25 protein-coding genes and 2 pseudogenes are annotated in these 22,220 nt (G+C 44.7%); 19 read left to right on the forward strand and 8 right to left on the reverse strand.

Annotation, left to right across the window (positions count from 1 at the left end):
- Positions 1-71: 71 nt before the first annotated feature.
- Together AOX59_RS16380 and AOX59_RS16385 are read left to right on the forward strand one after the other, a co-directional pair.
- Positions 72-740, forward strand: a complete 669-nt coding sequence (locus AOX59_RS16380; protein ID WP_068447085.1) for a CAP domain-containing protein — start codon at positions 72-74, stop codon at positions 738-740.
- 64 nt (positions 741-804) lie between these two features.
- Positions 805-1,356 (forward strand): NADPH-dependent FMN reductase, encoded by a 552-nt coding sequence (locus AOX59_RS16385; protein WP_068447087.1) that lies wholly within the window; start codon positions 805-807, stop codon positions 1,354-1,356.
- Between the two features lie 441 nt (positions 1,357-1,797).
- On the opposite strand, the gene AOX59_RS16390 is transcribed toward AOX59_RS16385, so the two are convergent.
- Both AOX59_RS16390 and AOX59_RS16400 read right to left on the reverse strand, forming a co-directional pair.
- Positions 1,798-2,160 (reverse strand): RpnC/YadD family protein, encoded by a 363-nt coding sequence (locus AOX59_RS16390; RefSeq protein ID WP_169792888.1) that lies wholly within the window; start codon positions 2,158-2,160, stop codon positions 1,798-1,800.
- A 397-nt stretch (positions 2,161-2,557) separates the two neighbouring features.
- Positions 2,558-2,731, reverse strand: a pseudogene (locus AOX59_RS16400) (YbaK/EbsC family protein); the annotation flags it as partial.
- Positions 2,732-2,833: 102 nt separating this feature from the next.
- Here AOX59_RS16400 and AOX59_RS16405 point away from each other — a divergent pair.
- The 13 genes and pseudogenes from AOX59_RS16405 to AOX59_RS16465 all read left to right on the forward strand — a co-directional run bounded on the left by AOX59_RS16405 (position 2,834) and on the right by AOX59_RS16465 (position 14,121).
- Positions 2,834-3,562 carry a GntR family transcriptional regulator gene (locus AOX59_RS16405; protein WP_335338757.1) on the forward strand — a complete coding sequence of 243 codons (729 nt, stop codon included), beginning with the start codon at positions 2,834-2,836 and terminating at the stop codon, positions 3,560-3,562.
- A gap of 390 nt (positions 3,563-3,952) precedes the next feature.
- Positions 3,953-4,375: a phosphonate C-P lyase system protein PhnG gene (phnG, locus tag AOX59_RS16410; protein WP_068447096.1), complete on the forward strand. Its 423-nt coding sequence runs from the start codon at positions 3,953-3,955 to the stop codon at positions 4,373-4,375.
- A gap of 34 nt (positions 4,376-4,409) precedes the next feature.
- Positions 4,410-5,003 carry a phosphonate C-P lyase system protein PhnH gene (gene phnH, locus AOX59_RS16415; protein WP_068447098.1) on the forward strand — a complete coding sequence of 198 codons (594 nt, stop codon included), beginning with the start codon at positions 4,410-4,412 and terminating at the stop codon, positions 5,001-5,003.
- The gene (locus AOX59_RS16420) at positions 5,004-6,107 is read left to right on the forward strand and encodes a carbon-phosphorus lyase complex subunit PhnI (RefSeq protein ID WP_068447100.1); all 1,104 of its coding nucleotides are present in this window, start codon (positions 5,004-5,006) and stop codon (positions 6,105-6,107) included.
- A 5-nt stretch (positions 6,108-6,112) separates the two neighbouring features.
- Positions 6,113-6,975, forward strand: a pseudogene (locus AOX59_RS16425) (alpha-D-ribose 1-methylphosphonate 5-phosphate C-P-lyase PhnJ).
- Positions 6,968-7,807 carry an ATP-binding cassette domain-containing protein gene (locus AOX59_RS16430; RefSeq protein WP_068447102.1) on the forward strand — a complete coding sequence of 280 codons (840 nt, stop codon included), beginning with the start codon at positions 6,968-6,970 and terminating at the stop codon, positions 7,805-7,807. The pseudogene AOX59_RS16425 and the gene AOX59_RS16430 overlap by 8 nt, the downstream one beginning before the upstream one ends.
- A 12-nt stretch (positions 7,808-7,819) precedes the next feature.
- Positions 7,820-9,001 (forward strand): phosphonate metabolism protein PhnM, encoded by a 1,182-nt coding sequence (phnM, locus tag AOX59_RS16435; RefSeq protein ID WP_068447104.1) that lies wholly within the window; start codon positions 7,820-7,822, stop codon positions 8,999-9,001.
- A 14-nt stretch (positions 9,002-9,015) separates the two neighbouring features.
- Positions 9,016-9,729 (forward strand): phosphonate C-P lyase system protein PhnL, encoded by a 714-nt coding sequence (locus AOX59_RS16440; protein WP_068447106.1) that lies wholly within the window; start codon positions 9,016-9,018, stop codon positions 9,727-9,729.
- Positions 9,719-10,540: a PHP domain-containing protein gene (locus tag AOX59_RS16445; RefSeq protein WP_068447108.1), complete on the forward strand. Its 822-nt coding sequence runs from the start codon at positions 9,719-9,721 to the stop codon at positions 10,538-10,540. Before AOX59_RS16440 ends, AOX59_RS16445 begins: the two co-directional genes overlap by 11 nt.
- A gap of 61 nt (positions 10,541-10,601) precedes the next feature.
- Positions 10,602-11,645: a PhnD/SsuA/transferrin family substrate-binding protein gene (locus AOX59_RS16450; RefSeq protein ID WP_068447109.1), complete on the forward strand. Its 1,044-nt coding sequence runs from the start codon at positions 10,602-10,604 to the stop codon at positions 11,643-11,645.
- An 82-nt stretch (positions 11,646-11,727) separates the two neighbouring features.
- The gene (gene phnC, locus AOX59_RS16455) at positions 11,728-12,492 is read left to right on the forward strand and encodes a phosphonate ABC transporter ATP-binding protein (protein ID WP_068447111.1); all 765 of its coding nucleotides are present in this window, start codon (positions 11,728-11,730) and stop codon (positions 12,490-12,492) included.
- Between the two features lie 13 nt (positions 12,493-12,505).
- Entirely contained in the window at positions 12,506-13,291 is a 786-nt protein-coding gene (locus AOX59_RS16460; RefSeq protein WP_068447113.1) for a PhnE/PtxC family ABC transporter permease, read from the forward strand.
- Entirely contained in the window at positions 13,291-14,121 is an 831-nt protein-coding gene (locus tag AOX59_RS16465) for a PhnE/PtxC family ABC transporter permease (protein WP_068447115.1), read from the forward strand. Before AOX59_RS16460 ends, AOX59_RS16465 begins: the two co-directional genes overlap by 1 nt.
- 304 nt (positions 14,122-14,425) lie before the next feature.
- Here AOX59_RS16465 and AOX59_RS16475 read toward each other — a convergent pair whose 3' ends face one another.
- The 3 genes from AOX59_RS16475 to AOX59_RS16485 all read right to left on the reverse strand — a co-directional run bounded on the left by AOX59_RS16475 (position 14,426) and on the right by AOX59_RS16485 (position 16,408).
- Complete coding sequence (locus AOX59_RS16475) at positions 14,426-14,944, reverse strand: YbaK/EbsC family protein (RefSeq protein ID WP_068447119.1); 519 nt, start codon at positions 14,942-14,944, stop codon at positions 14,426-14,428.
- Positions 14,945-15,004: 60 nt separating this feature from the next.
- Positions 15,005-15,724, reverse strand: a complete 720-nt coding sequence (locus AOX59_RS16480) for a DUF6904 family protein (RefSeq protein ID WP_068447120.1) — start codon at positions 15,722-15,724, stop codon at positions 15,005-15,007.
- 90 nt (positions 15,725-15,814) lie between these two features.
- Positions 15,815-16,408 carry a Uma2 family endonuclease gene (locus tag AOX59_RS16485; RefSeq protein ID WP_068447123.1) on the reverse strand — a complete coding sequence of 198 codons (594 nt, stop codon included), beginning with the start codon at positions 16,406-16,408 and terminating at the stop codon, positions 15,815-15,817.
- 338 nt (positions 16,409-16,746) lie between these two features.
- Here AOX59_RS16485 and AOX59_RS16490 point away from each other — a divergent pair, with 338 nt between their 5' ends.
- The 3 genes from AOX59_RS16490 to AOX59_RS19830 all read left to right on the forward strand — a co-directional run bounded on the left by AOX59_RS16490 (position 16,747) and on the right by AOX59_RS19830 (position 18,907).
- A complete protein-coding gene (locus AOX59_RS16490; RefSeq protein ID WP_068447125.1) occupies positions 16,747-17,328 on the forward strand; it encodes an Rpn family recombination-promoting nuclease/putative transposase in 582 nt (193 codons plus the stop codon).
- Between the two features lie 121 nt (positions 17,329-17,449).
- A complete protein-coding gene (locus AOX59_RS16495; RefSeq protein WP_068444902.1) occupies positions 17,450-18,556 on the forward strand; it encodes an IS4 family transposase in 1,107 nt (368 codons plus the stop codon).
- Positions 18,557-18,736: 180 nt separating this feature from the next.
- Complete coding sequence (locus AOX59_RS19830) at positions 18,737-18,907, forward strand: hypothetical protein (RefSeq protein WP_156418734.1); 171 nt, start codon at positions 18,737-18,739, stop codon at positions 18,905-18,907.
- A 336-nt stretch (positions 18,908-19,243) separates the two neighbouring features.
- Here the strand turns inward: AOX59_RS19830 and AOX59_RS16500 are convergent, their stop codons facing one another.
- Both AOX59_RS16500 and AOX59_RS19835 read right to left on the reverse strand, forming a co-directional pair.
- Complete coding sequence (locus AOX59_RS16500) at positions 19,244-19,654, reverse strand: type II toxin-antitoxin system death-on-curing family toxin (RefSeq protein ID WP_169792889.1); 411 nt, start codon at positions 19,652-19,654, stop codon at positions 19,244-19,246.
- A 5-nt stretch (positions 19,655-19,659) separates the two neighbouring features.
- Positions 19,660-19,803 (reverse strand): hypothetical protein, encoded by a 144-nt coding sequence (locus AOX59_RS19835; RefSeq protein WP_156418735.1) that lies wholly within the window; start codon positions 19,801-19,803, stop codon positions 19,660-19,662.
- A 586-nt stretch (positions 19,804-20,389) separates the two neighbouring features.
- On the opposite strand from AOX59_RS19835, the gene darG reads away from it, so the two are divergent.
- A complete protein-coding gene (gene darG, locus AOX59_RS16505) occupies positions 20,390-21,271 on the forward strand; it encodes a type II toxin-antitoxin system antitoxin DNA ADP-ribosyl glycohydrolase DarG (protein ID WP_237049295.1) in 882 nt (293 codons plus the stop codon).
- 425 nt (positions 21,272-21,696) lie between these two features.
- Here the strand turns inward: darG and AOX59_RS16515 are convergent, their stop codons facing one another.
- Positions 21,697-22,047, reverse strand: coding sequence for a hypothetical protein (locus AOX59_RS16515; RefSeq protein ID WP_068447131.1), 351 nt, complete (start codon positions 22,045-22,047; stop codon positions 21,697-21,699).
- Positions 22,048-22,220: the final 173 nt, after the last annotated feature.

Here is a 22,220-nt window from a genome sequence, read left to right on the forward strand (position 1 = left end):
TTTGTATGACTGCCCATCTTAGGTGTATGATAGAGGTACAATGATACGAATAAAGTGAAGGGGCGCCCACCATGAAACGGCTTTTTATACTGGTTGCTATTATATTTATGGTATCGATTTGGACACCGGATTCGATTCAGAAAGTGTGGAACGCGGATAAGTTGGAATCAATCAACATTGAAAAATGGACAGGGTCGGTAAAGGGATGGTTTGCTGAACAGGATATCTCAGGCTTGATTGAGGATTCGGCGGCGCACCTGGAAGAGCAATTAACACAGCTTTTCCAATCATCGGAACCTGCTTCATCGCTTGAGGGGACTGACCCCTCTGAATCGGGGACTGACCCCTCTGAATTTGAGAAAGAAGTGGTCAAACTTGTGAATGACGAGCGGACACAGAGAGGTCTGGAACCGCTTGAAATGCATAATCGTTTGAGCGATCTCGCCCGAAAGAAATCCCGGGACATGAAGGACAACAACTACTTCAGCCACACATCACCGACGTATGGATCGCCGTTTGATATGATGAACCAGTTCGATTTTAACTACCGTCTGGCCGGTGAAAATATTGCAGCGGGGCAGCGCAGCCCGGAGCAAGTAGTGGAAGGCTGGATGAGTAGCGAAGGCCACCGTGAAAATATTTTGAAGGAAGGCTTTACGCACATCGGTGTCGGCTATGTTGAAGGGAATGGGTTCAAGTACGGAACTTACTGGACTCAACTGTTCATGACACCGAGGTAGGGGGGTCTGACCCTTTTATGGACCGTGAGATAATAAATGCTGGAACTAAAGAGGAGGCGTCATGTTGAAGTTAGTTGGCGTATCAGGAACATTGGCCGGGAATAAAACATCCAAGGCTGTTTATGATGTACTGGCAGCGGCTAAGATGCTGGATAAATCAGTAGAGATAGAACTCATAGATTTAAGGGATTACGACCTGTCATTCGCTGACGGATCCCCGCTTGCTTATTTTGAGGATGACACCTGGCCGGTGGCTGAAAAAATCATGTCGGCAGATTGTTTGGTGTTTGGCACACCGATTTATCAAGCTTCAATCTCCGGCGTGTTGAAAAATCTGCTGGATCATATTCCGGAATATGCTTTCAAAAATAAAGTCACCGGCATTGTTGCAACAGGCTTGTCGGAGAAACATTTTCTTGTAACCGAATACCAGCTGAAACCCATTCTTTCTTATTTTAAAGGGCTGGTGCCAACAGAGAATGTTTTTGTTCAGAATGATTGCTTCAGTTTGGAAAGTGAAGAAATTATCGATAATCTGGTTGCAAAAAGGCTGCATAACCTTGCCGATGAAATCTTGTTTCTGCAGGGGAGTATCAACGAGCGGATGAAGCGGTGAAGACACGGATTAATCCGGTAGCTTATGAGTCACTACTGCCTTTAGAGTGAGGTTAATAAAAGTGTGCGGGAGTCGTGCGAGAACGCTCCAAACTCGTGCAGGAATCCCCCGAAACTCGTGCGATCCCCCTAAATATGTGCGACTATCCTCATCAAAAAAAACCCTATCCGCAAATAACGGGTTCCGTTACCTATCGCAAAACTCTAATTTGCGCACTAAAATGTATATTAAAAAGCACCGAAAATGCGGTGCTTTTTGTTGATAAAAAATAACCCAGTTCAATTAAAACTGAGCTATACGTTATTTTTATTTTTCAGTTTTCTATTCAGCAATCGCCCGGTTGCGGAAAAGAAAAACACTGATGCACCGGTCTTCAATCCGTACAATAAGGAGACTATTTCACACTTTGAAGCAAAGGAGCCTTCTGTTCATGAACCTATATTAATCATTTCTGTCTTGTTGATTTTTTAACTCCGTAATTTCTTTTTCGCTCAACCCTGTTAATTCGGCTACCTTTGGTACATCCATACCATCGGATAATAAGTTAATTGCCACTTTTTTAATTCCTTTTTCTATCCCTTTACGTTCATAAGAAGTCATTAACTCCATAACTTTCGCCTCCTCATCGGGGTTTAAGTGTCTTACTTCTTCCTGCAATATATATTCTTCCTCGTCCGTGAGTTTTAAATACGTTTCAAAAAACGTGGTCAATTCGCGGTTTCGTGCCGGATCTAGTTCCAACCTCACGAGCATTCGTAAAAATTCCTTTTTCACTTCAATTTTCTCATCTTCAGTATACTCCATTTTGCTCATTAACGCACCTGCCCATCGCCGGGAGCAGCCTTAACTCGTGCGAGAAGCCCCGAAAGTCGTGCAGCAGGTGCTCCAACTCGTGCAGGAATCGCTCAAGCTCGTGTGGGAGCGGGCTCAACTCGAGCGGGAAGCGGTGAAACTCGAGCGAAAACGCCCCGAACTCGCGCGGGAATCGCTCAAACTTGAGCGAGAAGGTCCTCGACTTGAGCGAGAGCGTCTTCAAAACGAGCGAGAGAGCCCTCAACTCGTGCGGGAGGCGCTCCAACACCTGCAGGAATCATTCGAACTCGTGCGGTAGCGTCCCCAACTCGTGCGAGAACACCCCGAACTCGAGCGAGAGTACCCTCAGCTCGTGCAGGCCCCCCAAGCCCAAGCCGCTCCTTACGTACTAATCCTTTTCATCATTCATCGCAACAGCCTCTTCCATCTCTTCTTCGTGCCACCCTTTGCAAACATCGACCCATTGCTTGGCAAATGAATAGTTAAATAGTTCATCCCCCGTTAATTCAATGGCTGAATTTTCACTTCCACACGCCGGGAACAGGCTATCAAAGCGTTTGAGGTGGGACAAAGTGTCAGACATCTTGTCCCAGATTCCTCAACTGATGCTCTCGAATTGATTTTATATTACAATACATAGTAGACGTATCAAACTGGACAGGAGGTGGTTGTTATATCAACTGAAAACGAAACTGAGATTATCGATGTGCTGATGAGGGATATGATTGATGGCAAGCTGAAGGGGGACATGAAGCTTCCATCTGAGAATCAATTGGCTGATCAATTCCAGGTTCCGCGGATGACCGTTCGCAATGCGCTGAATGTGCTGGAAGCGAGGGGTTATATTTACTCGCTGCAGGGAAAAGGGCGATTTTTAAAGAAGCGGACAAATCTGATACAGCTTCACCTCACAGGCAAGGTTAGTTTCACGGATAAAATGATTCAGGCCGGCTATGATTTGAAAACGGAAATGATCGCATGTGAGCCGATTTCATTTGATGAAAAGATTTACAGCATATTAAATGCAGACGAGCATCATACAATCTACCAATTATGCCGGCTGCGCTACATTGACGGTGAGCCCATGGCCATCCATAATTCATTCGTTAATGAGGCGAAGTTCCCTGGGATTGGACAAGATGGCCCGCATGTTACATCGATGTTCGCCTATTACAGGGATCTGGGTTATTCGGAATTCACGAGCAACAGAAGCTTGATGAGTATTTCTTTCCCGACAGTCACAGAACAGGAGCTGCTCATGTGCAATCATATGGTGCCCCTGATTGTCGTTGAAAGCAATTGTATCGATGTTGAAACGGGCAACATGCTTGAATACAGCAAAATCAACTACCGGAGCGAAAAATTCAAATATGACATAACGACTAACGACTGAATGCGCATGTAGGGAAATGATCCTTGCATGCTTTTTTTGTTCGCTCGTCGTTCTCACCCCGCTTACCCATCTCCATTCATTTTATCCCGCATGTAACTGGCAGCCATCCATGAATCAAAGATTCACCAATTAGGATGAAAATAACTTTGGATTTTCATGGGAGTAGAACCCCCACCTCAAATGTTCGCGAAAACGATGAAGATTAGGTGGGGGATCAACTGCCAGTAAATGTCCGATTCGTTCATCTAACAATCAGTGGAGGAAGAAAGAAACCCCCAACTGATTGAAGATTCACTTTATGAATCTCATTTTTACAAATACTTAACACGCACTTTATACACATCCACTTGGCGACAAGTTACGATGAATTTGTCAAGGAGGGATAACAACATGCGAAGGCGAAGACGGACAACAATTTTAGTGAATGGCGATCCGAATCTCGCCGGGCGTTTGGCCGGTACGATCAGGCAAAACCATGATTGTCAGGAAATAATTGCACCGCATTATGGAATGACCATGATCAAGACGCGTGAATCAGCCCGGAAATCTTTATTTTATTTAGGAGAAGTGCTTGTCACGGAAGCAAAAGTTGAAATTAACGACTGTGTTGGCATTGGAATCGTGAATGGGATGCAGGATCAACTTGCAAAAGATTTGGCTGTCATTGATGCCGCCTATCAAGCAAATTTAAACGAGACAGTTGAATGGAATGATGTCCTTCTGGCAGAAGAAAGAGACATCACACGAAAACGGGCTGAGTTGCAATCTGAATTGATGAATACGAAAGTCAATTTTGAAACGATGACCGAATAACGACAAATAAAATTAAATGAATCGGAGTGATGATATGCCAGTCGATTACGTTCATGATCTGCAGAACGTCTACAGACAACTGCTGGACAGTATGGCACGTCCCGGGAAAATCAATGAACTCTTGAAAGAGCCGGAGCGATCGAATGAGAATCTGCCTTGTTTTGACGCGACGCTATTGACGGCTCTGACACTGCTTGACGGGGAAGTCACCTTTTATATCATTTCCGGGCAACAAGCCGAATTAGCGGATAAATTTTCATCATATACACTTGCCAAACAAACAGAAATCGATGAGGCGGACTTCATTTTCGCCATGCAGGATGCACCTATTCAAGCCATCCTGGAGGGGTTGGACTGCTGCAAATGCGGCAGTCTGGAAAATCCGCAGCATTCGGCAACCTGGCTGATTGAAAGCAACACGCTTACGAATGATCCAAGTGTGACGTTGACAGGACCCGGCATCCAGCATTACGAGACGCTCCAAACGGAAGTCCCGCAAACCATTTGGGCAAAACGGAATGCAATCAGTCAGGAGTTCCCGCTGGGGATTGATATGATTTTTATTGATGACAAGGCAAGAACGGCTTGTGTGCCACGATCAACCATTGTGGATTGCGGGGTGGCTTAAATGGGTTATGTCGCAGTCAAAGGCGGTACTGAAGCCATCGAAGCGTCCATACAACGGATAAAATATGAACGGTTAAACCACCAGCATACGATCGATGCCGCTGTGATTCAGGAAACCATGAAGCCCCTTATCGATCAGGTCATGTCAGAAAGCAGTCTCTATTCCAGGGAGCTTGCGGCGCTTGCCATTAAACAGGCACAGGGAAGCATGGAAGAAGCCGTGTTTCTGATGCGCGCCCATCGTTCCACACTGCCCAGGCTCTATTACAGCCAAATAGTTGACCCTGAGGATATGTTTGTGAAACGGCGCATATCGGCCAGTTTCAAGGATATTCCCGGTGGGCAGCTGCTCGGATCAACGAATGATTACACCCACCGGCTGCTGGATTTTGACTTGGCGCATGAAGCCCGGGAAACCATCGACGCATGGCTTCATGCTTATGAGAGGGACATGAAACAATCGGTAAAGACGGCTGAGGAAATCATATACTTTCCCAAAGTGGTTGATTATCTGCGGAAACAAGGGCTGTTTAATTGGGAGGAAATGAACGACACACCGCCCGATGACATCACGAAGGAAAGCCTGCAATTCCCTGCCTCGCGCAGTGCCAGGCTGCAGTCATTGACTCGGGGGCAGACGGGGGCTGTCACTTCACTTGGTTATGCTTCCTTGAGAGGCTATGGGCAGGTACACCCGACTGTCGGGGAAGTGCGCGTTGGTGATGCCCCAATTTACATTGAACATCCTAATGAAACTGATACGGACCGAGAGGACGATTATTATATTGGTGATATTGAACTGACTGAAGTCGAATCGTTCGTCCCGGTCACGGTCAAAAATGAAGCCAATCAAAATGAACTCGACTTTGAAATCGGCTATGGCATCAGTTACGGCCAAAATGAAACAAAAGCGATTGCCATGAGTATCCTGGATCAATGCCTGGAGCACCCGGAAGCGGATTTCCCAACCCATGATGAAGAGTTTGTTCTGTTACATATCGATTCTGTGGAGTCAACAGGGTTCATTTCACATTTGAAGCTTCCGCATTATGTCACCTTTCAGTCCAAACTTGACAGTATCCGGCAAATCAAGGAAAGGAGTTGACCGCTATGACGATGAAAACCCATTTCGCATTATTGGATGAAGGGTCGAAACGAGAAATCCGCCGTACCACTTTAAAAGCTGTTGCCATTCCCGGTTACCAGGTCCCGTTTGCGTCAAGGGAGATGCCGATCGCACGCGGCTGGGGCACGGGCGGGTTGCAGATTACCCTGTCGATCATTGGCATGCAGGATATCCTGAAAGTGATTGACCAGGGTGCTGACGAATCCGTGAACGCCGTCAACATTAAAAAACTGGTGCAAGAAACAACAGGTGTGAATTTGACGGAACAAACTGGAGAAGCGTCAGTCATTCAATCGCGGCACCGCATCCCGGAAGTGCCGTTATCGGAGGATCAGATTATTGTTCTCCAGGTTCCGATGCCTGAACCATTAAGAGCTGTGGAAGCAAGTGAATACAAGACTAAAAAAATGCATGCTGAGCAGGAATACAGCGGCGCGTGGCTCATGCTGTTCGAACAGATCATGCAGTTCAACCGTACAGCTACGAATGCCGATCATCCCGTGCTCGTGAATCACCGCTACGTGATGGCGCCAAGTCCCATCCCGCGGTTTGACAATCATAAGATGCACCAGTCTGATGCTTTAATATTGCTGGGTGCCGGCAGAGAAAAGAAAATTTATGCCGTCCCCCCTACACCGATGTTGAACCGCTGGCGTTTGAGGATTATCCGTTCACGGTGGAATCGTTCGAAGGCTGTGCATGCAGGCTGTGCGGTGCAACCGATACATTCCTGGATGAGCTCACCGACCCCGATACAGGTGAGACGGTTCATCAGTGCAACGATACAAGTTATTGCCTGGAACGCTTAAACAACTTAGAGCAGGAGGTGGACGAACTTCATGTCTGAGCAACCAATTCTTCAAGTCCGACATTTTAACAAACATTTTGGTCCCGGCTGTGGGCATTGCAGCCGGCCGGAAAACCGCGGGCTGGAGGGGAATTACTGCCCCGTCTGCGGCACGGTGTATGCCTGTGATGATGTTTCATTAGACTTATATCCCGGGGAAATTCTGGGGATCGTCGGCGAAAGCGGCAGCGGCAAATCGACCTTGATGAAATGCCTGTATTTTGATGATGCGGCGACGTCCGGAACAGCCTTCATTCAGGATGAAAAGGTCGCTTTAAAAAATGTGTTTCAACTGTCATCACAGCAGAAACGTTATATCCGCAATCACCTTTACGGCATGGTTTATCAAAATCCTATGATGGGCCTGAAGATGAATTTTTCCTCAATAGGAAATATTGCCGAAAAATTAATTGCAGCCGGCAACCGCAATGTACAGGATATGGAAGCAAAAGGAAAAACACTGCTGGAACATGTGCAAATTCCCCTGTCCCGGATGAAAGAGATGCCTGAGAACTTTTCCGGGGGCATGCAGCAGCGTGTGCAGATTGCCAAAGCACTGTCCAACAACCCGCCAATCCTGTTTCTGGATGAGGTCACGACAGGTCTGGATTTGTCTGTGCAGGCCAATGTATTGGATTTAATCAAAAAAATTCAGCGTGAATGGCAAATCAGCATGATCGTCGTCTCGCACGATCTCGCCGTGATACGGATGCTTGCTGACCGGACCCTGGTAATGCTCGATGGGTCGGTTGTTGAGACGGGCTTAACCGATCAAATTCTGGAAGACCCGCAGCATGCCTATACGCAACAGCTCGTGTACTCGTTAATTTAGGAGGTTCTCAAGTTGCTTATTGTTCATAACGGAAAAGTCATCACTGAAGAAGCGATTGAAGAAAATAAAGCCGTTGTCATTGAGGGTGACTTCATTCAGACCATCATTCCGGAAGCGGACATCGGAAACTATCCTGAAGCAGCCCTGATGAATGCCAATGGCGGCTACGTATCACCCGGATTCATCGATATTCATTCGGATTATATAGAAACCATCGTTTCACCGCGCCCGACCACCATGATGGATATGCATTTCGGGCTCAGGGAAGCGGAGAAAATACTGATCGATAACGGTATTACCACGATGTTTCATTCACTCTCATTTTACCGTGAAGATGCCATCAACCATAAACCGATGCGCACGCCGGAGAATGTCCAGAAGCTGGTGGATGCCATTGAGGACACCCATCATAATATGCACTTGATCCGGCATCGCCTGCATGCCCGGTTCGAAATCGATAACCTGGATCAGATTCCTGTCCTGGAAAATAACATCCAAGCCGGAAAAGTCCATTTGCTTTCATTTATGGATCACACCCCCGGGCAGGGGCAATACCGGGACCTGGAAATGTATCGCAAAACGTTGAAAGGCTACCGCGATCTATCTGATTCTGATGTCAATGTGATTATTAAAGAGCGGCAGGATGTCGAGCGGATGACCATTGACAAAATGAAGGAAGTTGGCGAACTGGCCCTCCGGCACAACATTGCCCTGGCGTCACACGATGATGACCGTGAAACAAAGGTTGATTTGGTCAAATCGTTCGGCACCACCATCAGCGAATTTCCCGTCTCGCTTGCGATTGCAGCCAAAGCAAAACAGGAGGGGCTGCAGACGATTGTCGGTGCGCCGAATGTTCTTATGGGTGGCTCCCATTCCGGTAATTTATCAGCCGCTGACGCTGTCAACTCAGATGCAGCCGATATTCTTTGCAGCGACTATTATCCGGCAGCAATGCTTCATGCTGTTTTTGAACTGGGTGAGACATATGGCAATAATCTGCATGACATGTTTATGATGGTTACCAAAAACCCGGCACAGGCCGTTCATATGGATGATGCAATCGGCAGCATTCAGGCAGGCAAAAAGGCTGATTTATTAGTCATCGAACGGATGGAAGATGGTTTTCCAATCATCACGAAAACGATTGTCAATGGCAGGATTATGACAACAACCAACTACCGCACGGATTAAAGGAGGGGTATTGAATGGCCATCATTGAGGTGTGTGATTTTGGCAAAAATTTTTCGATTCATCACCTGAACAAGACGATGCAAGCAGTCAAGAACATCAATTTCACCGTTGAGGAAGGCCAGTTTGTCGGTATCACGGGTAAAAGCGGCAGCGGGAAATCCACCATTTTAAAAAGTTTATACCGAACGTACCTGCCGGATGAAGGGTATATTTATTACGATTCCGGACGGTTTGGCCGCATCAATTTATCAGAAGCGCCGGAGCGGACGATTGTCTATTTGCGCAAACACGAAATCGGTTATGTGTCCCAGTTTCTGAATGTGATGCCGAGAAGAACCGCACGTGAGTTAGTGAAGCAGGCGCTTTTGGAGATGGGTGAGGACAATGCCGCGGCTAATCGGGAAGCTGAGAAAACACTAAATCATTTTCAGCTGGACCCGAAACTTTGGGATACCTATCCCAATACCTTTTCAGGCGGTGAGAAACTGCGCCTGAATGTTGCGATGGCCACGGTTAAACAACCGCGCCTGTTACTGCTTGATGAACCCACCGCAAGTCTGGATCAGCAGTCAAAAGGCAAAGTGCGGGAAGTGATTGAAAAACTGAAAGCCAGCGGAACAACACTGATCGGCATTTTTCATGACATTGAATTTATGGATGGGCTGACCGATTATGTATTTGATATGCAGACACATTATGAAGGGATGTCGATAGCACATGAAAGCTGACCTGCACGTTCACAGTCATTATTCGGATGGTTCCGGCACGGTGGATGAGGTGTTGCGCGCAGCAAGCGAAAACGGCGTTAACCGGATCAGTTTTGTTGACCATGACACGACACAAGGTCTCTTTGAAAAAATCGAAACGGGCAAACAATACGGGATTGATGTCGTGCCCGGTATTGAAATCTCGGCCTATGACTATGAACGGAAACGCAAAGTGCACGTATTGGGGTACCATTTCAGTCCTGACGCCATTCATATCCATGAACTGTGCCAGCCGCTGCTGAGGAAAAGACATGCATTTTCCCTGTGGCAGATTGACCAAATCCGCTCGGCGGGCTATCCGCTCGACCCCGAAGGAATTGGAAAAAGCGCATCCCCGGGCGGGACTATTTACAAGCAGCATATCATGAAGCATCTGACCACGTCTGATTATCATGCCGCTGCCTATCAAACGTTATATCAGCAGCTGTTCAAAGGAAACGGTCCTGCTTCCGGCGATATTGCGTATATCGATGCATTCGATGCTGTCCGGGCAATACGCGCGGATGACGGCATCGCAGTTGTCGCGCACCCCGGCCAGCTTGATTCCTATGATATTATCCATGAGCTGATTCCGATCGGACTAAATGGGGTGGAACGCAATCATCCGGATCATACGGAAGAAGACCATCAAAAAGTTGAAGCTCTGGCAAGCGAGTACAATTTATACATGACCGGTGGAACGGATTATCACGGTACATTCGGCGTCCCCATTCAAGTTGGTGACCTCGTGAGTCCTTCGTCGCTTGAAAGTGTAGATATTGGATCCATTTAGCTTGATGAATGTCTGATGAATATGCCAAGGAAACAATTTTCACGAAAAAGGAGCGTAACCAATGAAATTAACCAGATTGATGACGGCCGTATTGCTTGTCTTGATGAGTGGCGTATTGCTCGCTTGTTCCACTGGAAACGCCGGGACACAAAATGCATCATCAGATGACACCATTGATGTTGTCTGGTATCCGAATGAATCCGGTAAGGAACTGAAGTCCTCACGTGATGCGATTGGAAAAGTGATCGCTGATGCAACAGGGAAAGACGTGAAGCATCACTTAACGACGGATTACGCGATTGCGATTGAAACACTGGTGAATAACAATGCCGATGTTGCTTTTCTCGGCGCACAAGGCTATATCGAAGCCAAAGCGAAAAATGATGCCATCACGCCGCTTGCCGTTGCAACCGGCCCGTCCGGCACACTGGAAGATGCCAAATACCATAGCTGGCTGGCCGTTCAGGAGGGGACGGAAGACAAATTCAAAAAGAATGGTGAATTTTCACTGGACACACTTGAAGGAAAAAATATGTCGTTTGTATCAACCAGTTCTACATCAGGCTTTCAAGTGCCAAGCGCCACCATCGTTGATCATTTTTCAAGCACAGATAAGTATGCCGAGTTAACATCCGAAGATCTAATGCAGGGCGGCACACTGTTCGATCAGGTGCTCTTCGGCAACTCGCATCAGGGTTCTGCCGTTAACCTTCTGCAAGGCAATGCTGACGTTGCAGCTTTCTGTGACACGTGTGTCGACAATTATGTTGAAGTGAGCGAAGGCGAAGAAAATAAAGCTGGATCGGTTTACAAAGTAAAGGACGACGCTGCCAAACCATTTGATACGGTTAAAGGAAGCAACTTCACGCTGATGAGTGTAACACCGGTATTGAACGCGCCATTTGCTGCCAATGTGGAGTCGCTCGGTGAAGAAGATTATAATAATCTGAAAGAGGCATTCACATCAGATGAAGTGGCAGGCAATGAGGAGATTTTTGTCCCTGAGGATTCCGGCAAGACAGGCTTATTCTTCAAATCAGGTGATGAACGATTCGCACCTGTTGAAGATTCCTGGTTTGACCCGATCCGTGAATTATCGCAGTAAACACCGGGCAACAGGTGCAGTGTATGCATGCGATTGATGTGCATACGCTGCATCAACTATTAAAGCGAAGGGAGTCTTTACCATGCCGCTCTTGCAAGTGAACAATCTGGGAAAGTCTTATAATGGCCAATCAAATGTGCTGGAAGATATCAGTTTTGACGTTGGGGCCGGGGAGTTTGTCGCAGTCATCGGGCCGTCCGGTGCAGGAAAGTCAACGTTATTGCGGTGCATTAACCGCATGGTGGACATCACTGAAGGGAACGTCACATTTGACGGTTCCGATATCGGCAGTCTGAACAAACGGGAATTGCGCAAAACGCGGACAAATATCGGCATGATTTTCCAGCATTATAATCTTGTCCCCCGTCTTTCCGTGATTGAAAATGTGCTCCATGGACGATTCGGCTATAAAAATGCCCTGCAAGGTGTTTTTGGAAAATTTACAGAGGAAGAAAAAACAAAGGCCTTCACCCTGCTTCAGAAACTGGGAATTGCCGATCACGCGTACAGACGCTGTGATCAATTGAGCGGCGGCCAGCAGCAGCGCGTCGGCATTGCCCGCGCGCTGATTCAGGATCCGAAACTGATTTTGTGTGACGAACCGATTGCCTCACTCGATCCGAACACATCCAAAGTCATTATGGACTATCTGAAAACAATCGCATCCGAAATGAATATAACCTGCATCGTGAACCTGCATCAAGTCGATGTGGCAAAAAGCTATTCAGACCGCATGATCGGATTGAACAATGGGCGCATTGTATTTGACGGAAGCAGTTACCGTATCACGGAGGATCGGATCAATACGATTTATGGGTCGGAACTTCGCGAATTAATTACCGGATAAGGAGTTTTGCATCATGACAGAGGTTATTATGCGCAAGAAAAAATGGAAACTGTCATTGATATTGCTGCTGATTGTCCTTGCTTCTATCGCATCGTCTGTCATCACGGATTTCAATGCAGCCCATGGCATCGCTTCGATTCCCGGCGCACTGCAATGGATTTTATCCAACATGTATCTTTCTGAACAGGCAATGGAACGATTTCCAATGATCATGAACAGGCTGCTGGAGACTATCTTCATGTCGATTGCAGCAACCACTTCAGCAGCGGTTGTATCCATTTTTCTTGGAATCATGGGTTCCAAAGTGACACGGATCAACCCATTTTTGAGTTCCCTGGCACGGTTAATCGCTTCATTCACACGGAACATTCCTGTCGTTGCCTGGGCGTTAATTTTGCTCATCTCATTCGGGCAAAATTCCATGACTGGTTATCTGGCCTTGTTTGCAGGGACAGTCGGCTTCTTAACGCGCGCCTTCATTGAAACGATTGATGAAGCAAATGAAAGTGCCGTTGAAGCGTTGCGCGCGACCGGAGCTATGTACCCGCATATCATTAATAAAGCCGTTCTCCCGCAAAGCATGCCGCAAATAATCAGCTGGGTATTGTTCATGGTTGAGACGAATATCCGCAGTGCCACATTGGTCGGCATATTAACAGGAACCGGCATCGGTTTTGTCTTTGATATGTATTACAAAACGATGGATTATAACACGGTGGCCCTGGTGACATACAGCATCATTATTACCGTCATCTGCATCGAATTGATTTCAAATTACGTACGGAAGGTGATTTTGTAATGGAAGCCGTCACATCTATCAAACGAAAACGCAATGGATGTATCATGATTAAAGCAGGCAACCATGCTGACCGTGTCATGAGCATGACCATCGCTGCCCTGTTCGCATTGACCATCACCGCTTTTTTTGTCTTTGATTATACCGGTTTGGAATGGAAAACAGCCATTCTCGGAACTCTTTCAAACTTAAAAACGATGTTTCTCGCTCCGCAGTTAAACAGCGTTGGCCTGCCGGAAGCCATCCATCAGGTTGCGATTACGCTGGGATTGGCCACATTGGCAACGGTTATCGGTGCAGTCATTGCATTTTTTCTCGGCTTGCTCGCTGCTGACAATTTATCAAACAACTGGGTATCTAAAACAATCCGTACGTTTGTTGCCTTCATACGAGCTGTCCCGACGGTATTATGGGTGCTGATCTTTGCAATTGCAGCAGGTCTGGGCAGTGAAGCCGCTGTCATCGGGATGTTGTTTCACTCGATTGCTTACTTGGTCAAAGCGTTTTCCGAGTCATTTGAAGAAATTGATGAAGGGGTCATAGAAGCCCTGCGTTCGACCGGTTCCAGCTGGTGGCACGTCGTCATTCACGCCGTCATCCCATCGACTTCTACATATCTGTTATCCTGGACGTTCCTGCGTTTTGAGATCAACTTTTCAGTCGCGGTCGCAATGGGTGCCGCAGCCGGAGCCGGCGGAATCGGCTATGAGCTGTTCATGGCATCAGGATTCTACTTTGACCTGAATGAAGTAGGCTTTATCACCTATGCCATACTCGCCATCGCCATCTTACTGGAATTATTATCCACCAAATTGAAAAAACAGTATTTGTAAGGAATAGTGCAAAGGGGTGTCCAGCTAGTGGTGGGACAGGGTGTCTGACACCCTGTCCCACTTAATATTGAGTGCACTGGCGGGTGGTGGAAGGTAAGCGAGAGCGGGATCGACACGAGCGGGAGGCGGTGGAACTCGAGCGAGAGTGGACCCAACTCGTGCAGGAAGTGCTCGAACTCGTGCGAGAAGCCCGGAAAGTCGTGTGGGAAGCATTCAAACTCGTGCGAGAGTGCCCTCAACTCGTGCGAGAACACCCCGAACTCGAGCGTGAGCACACCACAACTCCCAAGCCGCTCCTTACGTCCTAATCCTTCTCATCATTCATCGCGACGGCCTCTTCTATCCCTTCTTTCTGCCATCCTTTACAAACATCGATCCATTGTTTGGCGAATGAATAGTTAAATAGTTCATCATTCGTTAATTCAATGGCCGAATTTTCACTTCCGCATGCCGGGAACACGCTATCAAATCGTTTCATGGAGACGTCCAAATAGACATCGAGGTCATTTGCCAATCCGAATGGGCATACGCCGCCAACGGCATGTCCTGTTTGGCTCAGTACTTCGTCGGGGGAGAGCATGCGTGCCTTGAGTTGAAACGTATTACGGAATTTTTTATTGTCGATTTTCGCATCACCGGCTGCGACAATCAGAATGGCTTTGTCTTCTTCACCTTTGAAGCACAGTGTTTTGGCAATTCGGGCTGGGCTGACGCCGAGTGTTTCAGCTGCTTGTTCGACTGTGGCGCTCAAGGTCTCGAATTCCATTATGTCCTGCTCACGATTCCATTGTTTAAAATGGGATTTGACGTTTTCCAGTGACATCTTATTGCATCCTTTCTTCATATGTATTATGCAGCATCATAACATTTTCCGTTGATAATATCACCAATCAATCTCCTCCGGGTATTCTCCCGCGAAATGGATTTCGCTGACCGGGACATTTTCTTCGCGGGCAACCTCATCGATTTCCTGCTTGATGCTCTGGTATTCTTTTCCTTTTTCAAAAATCCGTTTGGCCATAACAGAAATATTTTTCTTGCGCTTTTCCTTATCCCACTCGATAAAACGGATGTTAAGCTGGTCGATGTACTGCACATAATAATTGCCAAAATCCGCTAACCAATGATTCATATTGTTCATCATCATCTTGAATGCATGCTGTGAAAGTGTTTCCTCCAGAGATTGGATGACTGCTGCCTGAAGTTGCCTGAGTGTGGTGATGGTTCGATCCAACGCCGGGTGTTTAAGCTTTTTTCCTCGAATTCTAATAAAATCATTTAAAGCTCCGATGGTAAATAGCATCTGAGGGTACAGGGTGTTGAATGAAAAATAGATATTTTTTGTGGAACCGGCAATGTTCATAAATTTCATCGTATCTTCCGTCATGCCGTTATCAACGAATGCACTCTCTCTATGGCCCATGAAAGCATGCCGCAGATAATAGCAGAAACTCAAGATATAGAGACGCACTTCTTCATAGGGCGGGTGTTCGCCTTCCTCTCCCACAATGTCATGAAGCGCTTCGTATAGTTGTTCAAAATCATGAAAATCACCATAAAGCGTGATTCCTGCATAGTTTGGGGTGTGTTCGGCTTTTAGCATGTTATCAGCTCCTGATTCAAAGTTGCTGTGGTTGGTTCCATCATATCAAAAAGGAGAGAGCAAGTGGTATGATTAATGTTTTGTGAATTTTTAGTCCAAGCTCGGGATACGTTCCATTATGCCGGCCATCGTGAATGATATGCACGGGATGTCGGGGGAGGTGACCGGTTCAGAGTCCTGGAAAATATCAATCAGACGGTACTGGTCGTCATGGAGGGAATATTGTTCTAAAGTGCCGACCTTAGGTTCCACTATCCAATATTCGGGAATACCGAAATTGGCATACGTATTTAACTTATCTATTTTATCCCGTTTTAATGTAGACGGTGAAAGGATCTCGACAACAAGGTCTGGGGGCCCTATGACACCGCGATTGCTTAAAATATTCAAACGCTTGCGGTGGATAAGGACAAGATCCGGCTGCCTGACCTCGTTATCAGCCAATATGACATCAATTGGCGCATTTAAAATAAAAAAGTCTGATTCACAGCTTTCAGTAATTTTCTTTTGCATTTGAGAGCTAATCATCTGATGCGTAACAGATGGGGCTGGGCTCATCAATTCTAATTGCCCCTCAACCAGTTCATAGCGGTTCCCGTCATCAATTGAAGCATAGTCATCATAGGTGAGGTTGGTTTCTTTTATGAGTTCAGTATAGGTGTTATTCCTGTTATTATCGCTCATCACCTTACCTCCAATCGATTCGTTTATGCCAGTATACCACACGGGGCTGTCCCGTGCCATTTCCCGCTGTGGGGGCAAAGGAGGGATAAAAGGACGTGATCATTGTACCATATTACGGGAAAATCATTAATCAGTGAGAACAGAACTCATATACTTAACGGGGAAATCCAGCAATTGAAGCAGTAACCCGTATAAGAGCATGCCACCAACAAGGACACAAAATTTTCGCTTTTTTCCGCGACATATGCTATATTAAACGTAAGATATCGCTTCTATACCCTCATTAATTCATCGGCACAACCGAAAACTGACATTCTAAAAAAGGATGTGATCGGAAAGTGGAAAAAGTAGCCACTCCGCTAATTCTTGAACAAAAACCACCGTATCTTGATCAGGATGGCCTTTGGAAAAAGGTAATCACGGAGTTGTTTGAACCATTTATTCTTTTCTTTGCACCCGATCTCCATAAGAAATTAGATTGGAGTAAACAAGCTGATTCATTGGAACAGGAATTCCATCGTGTTTTTCCGGTTAAAAAAGGCACTAAGTATACGGATAAGCTGATGAAGGTCCATCTAAAAAATGGGGAAGAACACTGGGTACTCATTCACATTGAAGTTCAAGGGTACAAAGAAGATGACTTTGCTGAACGAATGTTTCAGTATTTTTACCGAATTTTTGATAAGTACCATAAAAAGATATACGCCATCGCCCTTTTTGCTGATGATGACCACTCCTTTAAACCCGCCAAATATACGTATCAATTTCATGGAACCGAACTAAACTATACTTACAACACTTATAAAATATTGGATCAGGAAGAGGAAACATTATTGCTGTCCGACAATCCTTTTGCCTATGCGGTATTGGGTGGTTTGTATATGTTAAAAAGTAGGAATAATGCCACTAGCGTTGCATAAATAATAAAAGAAAATTGATAATCTTGTTAATTATCCAAAATATAGGTTTCCGGGTATAAAAAAATCCTTTATAATGGAATTGGTGGTTGTTGTCCAAATCCAATATAAAGGAACTCAGAATATGGACAATCATACACTATTATCATCATTTGGTAAATGGGTTGCACCCATTAATATTGAAAAACTTACAGAACAAATTACGCAGACCGGGCAAGATCGCTACACGAAAAAGTTTACGACTTATTCCTACATCAAACTGTTATTATTGTCCCACCTGGAAGAGGTGGAAAGCTTACATGCGATGAGTGATACACTTTTTGATGACGAGGTTCAACAGGAATTGGGGCTGGGTTCAATTAGCGTTTCCCAATTGTCGCGAAAACACCGTACTGTGGATCCCAATTTGTTGGCAGTCATCTTTTATCAATTAGTTGATCAGATACGCCATTCTCAACCGGGTCGAACAGTTATGCCGGTAAAAATCATTGATTCGAGCACGATACCACTCAACCTGACGAATCATCCATGGGCTACCTTCCGTAAAACGAAAGGCGGCGTCAAACTGCACTTGCGGTTAATGTTCATGGAAAATGGTTCTTCTTATCCGGAGTACGCCAACATCACGACGGCCAACGAACACGATCGTAGCCAATTAGAAGTTTTGGTGGACGACAAGGAAGCAACCTACGTATTTGATCGTGGTTACATAGATTATGAGCGTTTTGACCGCATGACGGACGACGGTTATTTCTTCGTCTCCCGGTTGAAGAAAAACTCGATTACACGGACGATCAAGTCCTTTGAGGTGGAACAGGGTTCCACGATCGTTACGGATCAAATGGTAGCTGTCGGTGGTCCAACAAAGCGCATGGATAATCTATTTCGCTTAATTGAAGTCGATGATACAAAAGGCAATCGACTGCGTCTCATCACAAATCGGTTTGATCTAAAAGCCAGTGAAATCAGTGACATGTATCGTTCACGCTGGACGATTGAATTATTTTTCAAATGGCTGAAACAGCACGTTAAAATCAAACATTTTTATGGCCATAGTGAAACAGCTGTGATGAACCAAATCTTTTTAGCGCTGATTGTTTATTGCCTGCATGTGCTCATTCAACTAGAAACAGAGTCCAGGAAAACCATATTGCAGATTAGCCGTTTATTAAAAGCGAAACTGTGGAAGAACTGCCGTCACTGGCTTCGTCGCATTAGCGGCATACCATAATTATAAGTGTTGTCGCTGTCTCTCCCGGAATAAATGTATAAATTTACCAAATGGACAATGCCACTTTTTCATTAAGGTTTGTCTTTTTGGCGAAAAATAGAGCTAAATTGATTACAGAATATTCAATTTATATTAATGCAACGCTAGTGATTGGGCATAGACAATAAAAGAGGTGTTCCAATGTTATATAAAAATAATAATGAGTTTAATAAAAAGCAGGCGGAAATCATCGGACGTCTAAATAAAGAAGGTATCAGGGTTCGAAAGGGCAAAAAGGAACCCTTAAATAGAGAATATTCGGGGATACTTGGTTATGAAAGTAAAATATTAAAGATAAATTTTCCAAAATAAAATCGATTTTGGACTGCTTTGGCCCTTTTTAACATGACCAAGATCTTTTCGTTCAAGGACAAGGAAGCATGGGGACGGTTCTCCTGCTTTCTTTTTGTATAGCTTGGTGTCTTTTGAGATACTTTCATGTGGTGATAGGAATGCTGTGAGTGTCAAATAAAAATTAATATATGGTGCCATATCCTTTTCTGATTAGCATAACCTTCATCTGTAATAGGACAATCAATCTTCTTCATATAAAGAGGTAAGGAGGTTGATTGTGTGATCACCCGAAAGTTGTGTTTGCCCGACAGCAGGTTATTCCTAATAAAATAACTATCCGGAACAAACGGATAGCTATTCTTTATTCGCGTGTATGTCAAATCTTTTGTGAGTATGTTTTCTAATCCAAAGGACTACTTCTTCAAATGGTGGTCTCGTTTTATCGTTTGCCACCGATAGTACAAATCGATACACTTCTTCATCTTCTACTACTAAATCAAATCCGTTTAGGTCTAAAAAAGTAAAGGTTGATAAAAATGATGTCCTTTTATTACCATCAGAAAAACAATGGCCACTTGCCATTTCGTACAGATACACGGATGCTTTTTCTTCAATTGATGGGTAACGTTCAAAATCTCCATAGCCGGACATAGGTAAAGCTAATTTAGCCTCAAGTTTGCCGGGTTCTCTACCCTGGATGCCACCGAAATCTTTAAGTGCTTGATCGTGCAGTTCGATTACATCTTCAAGCTCAAGATATTCCACCTTCATTAATTCTTGCTAAGCTTCTCCAAAGCCTTGCCATTTGCTTTGACAGCTTTTTTGTAACTTGCCTGGATTCTTTTTTTGCGACTTTCAGCTTTTGGCTTCATACCTGTTTTGTTCATATCTTTATCATCCTTTTTCTTCTTCATGGACAGGCCTCCTATATAAAATACACATACTATAATATATATGTTAGCCTACCCAATAATAGAAGTTTTTAAATCCTTTGACCCTATATTACCACACTATCATCTATCTTTCCATTGTATTTAGTGCCTGTGACTCCAATAACAGTAATCCACATATTATCGCTTATAAAGATCCTCAGCAGGAAGAAGTAGTTTAGGATTCAGAATATTTAAGAAAATCCGATTTAGCATGATTGCTTTTTTAATCTTCGGGGTATAACATAAAAGACAAGGGAGGTAAGAATATGAACATGAATGAGCGATTGCGAAAAAAATGGATAAAAGAGGTCCATATCGTGAAAATGCATGCAAATTCAACGCCTCTGAATATGAGAAAGCTGAAAAACGTGTCCGAAAGTTCCGGGAAAATAAAAACAAAATGAGAGAAACGCTAAAGATTTAGCCCCCATATATAAGTGAAATAACTTTTGGAAATATCCCGTATCAACTTAAATGATGATACGGGATATTTGTTTGAGCGCCTGTCACTTTCACAGATAGCTGCTTCTTGGTTAGGCCGCAATTTTACGATTAAGGGGTGAAACGTATGATTACATACAAACATGGGAATCTTTTAGAGGATTCTGCTGAAGCTCTCGTAAATACTGTGAACACTGTCGGCGTGATGGGGAAGGGTATAGCACTGCAATTTAAGCAGGCATTTCCAGAAGTTTTCCAAGAGTATGAAAAAGCATGTAAAAGAAATGAAATCACAATTGGCAAAATGCATGTTGTGCCTATCGATGGAACGGCAGGCCCCCGATATGTCATTAACTTTCCTACAAAAAAGCATTGGAAGGAAAACTCAAAAAAATATTATATTGAAGATGGTTTAGAGAACCTCGTAAAAGTTGTGCACGATCTGGGTCTTTCATCAATTGCGCTTCCCCCGCTGGGATGCAGAAATGGCGGATTAGAATGGACGCAGGTTAAGACACTGATTGAAAAAGCATTTGAAGGAACCAATGTAAATGTCCATGTCTATGAACCTATGGGAAGCCCGGCTCCCGGAAAGATGAAAGTCAGAACGAAAAAGCCTGAAATGACAGAAGCAAGGGCTTTATTATTAGCTTCAATAAACAATTACAAAGGACCTGGATATAAATTGACGGTGTTGGAAATACAAAAAATCGCTTATTTTCTTCAGGAAGCTGGCGAACAGCTGAGATTGAATTTTAAGAAATATAAATATGGTCCTTATGCCGAGAATTTAAATCACGTGCTGCAGCGGCTGGAAGGACACTTTATCCGGGGATATGGTGATCGAAGCCGGCAATCGGATATTCAATTGATTAATTCAGCCGGGGAAAAGGCTTATGAATTTCTAGAAACTAAAGCAGAAACCGTGGAACGTTTAAACAGGGTGAACAACATCATGAATGGTTTTGAAACACCGTATGGACTGGAATTGCTTGCCACCGTTCATTGAATCAGAAAGTATGAAACGCCGGCTAACAACGAAGAGTTAGTGGTTCAAGTGCATAACTGGAACGAACGAAAGAAAGCATTATTTCCTGCCAAACACATTCACAAAGCAGCTGAACATTTGAATAAGATTGCGTTATAATCACGATCGAAACATTTTCGCCTTAACAATGGGTGAGAATGTTTCTTTTTTTGGCTTATGCTCGGGTGGGGAGAGTAGGTGAAGTGTGAAGTTGCGCGAGATTGTTTGATACGTGGTACTACATGGGCTCGAGGTCGGTCGACATGGGCGGGTGCGAGCGTGATATGGGCTGCACCAAGACAACATGGGCCAGAAAACGGGAACATGGGCTCAAATGTGTGTGACATGGGCTGGAAGCAGTTCATCATGGGCGGCAGCTCAGCATAATGGGCTACAGTACAGGAAGATTACGTGCCTGTCACCACTCCATTAGTATAGAGAAAAATAAAGTGGCAGAGGATGTCCCAATAAAAAAGGCATTCTGCAAAATTGGAATACCTTTTCTTCTGGCTAATTTTATTAATCAAGTCCATATTGGCTTGCTGTTTTTCTTCGTTGAAAAAGAGTTCAATACCTGTTTCACTGTGAAAAGCGTTGACTACATAGGAAGTTTCATCAGTAAGACCAAAAGACTCATTATTATTACCTGCCATACCAGAAAGGTCAATTAGTTTTAATTGGTTATTGACTGCTTTATATAACGTGCTGCCGTTCTTGACTTTTGAAAGGATATCGCTTATCTTAATAAACCTAATCAATGACTGAAAAAAGCTGTGTACGATAATGCTGGCCTAAATGAAATTGAAGGGTATTGTGTTGACGTGGAGGCGTATAATTTGATGAGTAGTTAGGTCAAGTTTGGCGCCTGGTATAGTAAATGGATAATTAATAAAAAACAACCGTTTTCATTGTAAAATGGGAGCACCTGCTG

Source organism: Lentibacillus amyloliquefaciens, assembly GCF_001307805.1.
In the GTDB taxonomy this organism is placed as follows: domain Bacteria; phylum Bacillota; class Bacilli; order Bacillales; family Amphibacillaceae; genus Lentibacillus; species Lentibacillus amyloliquefaciens.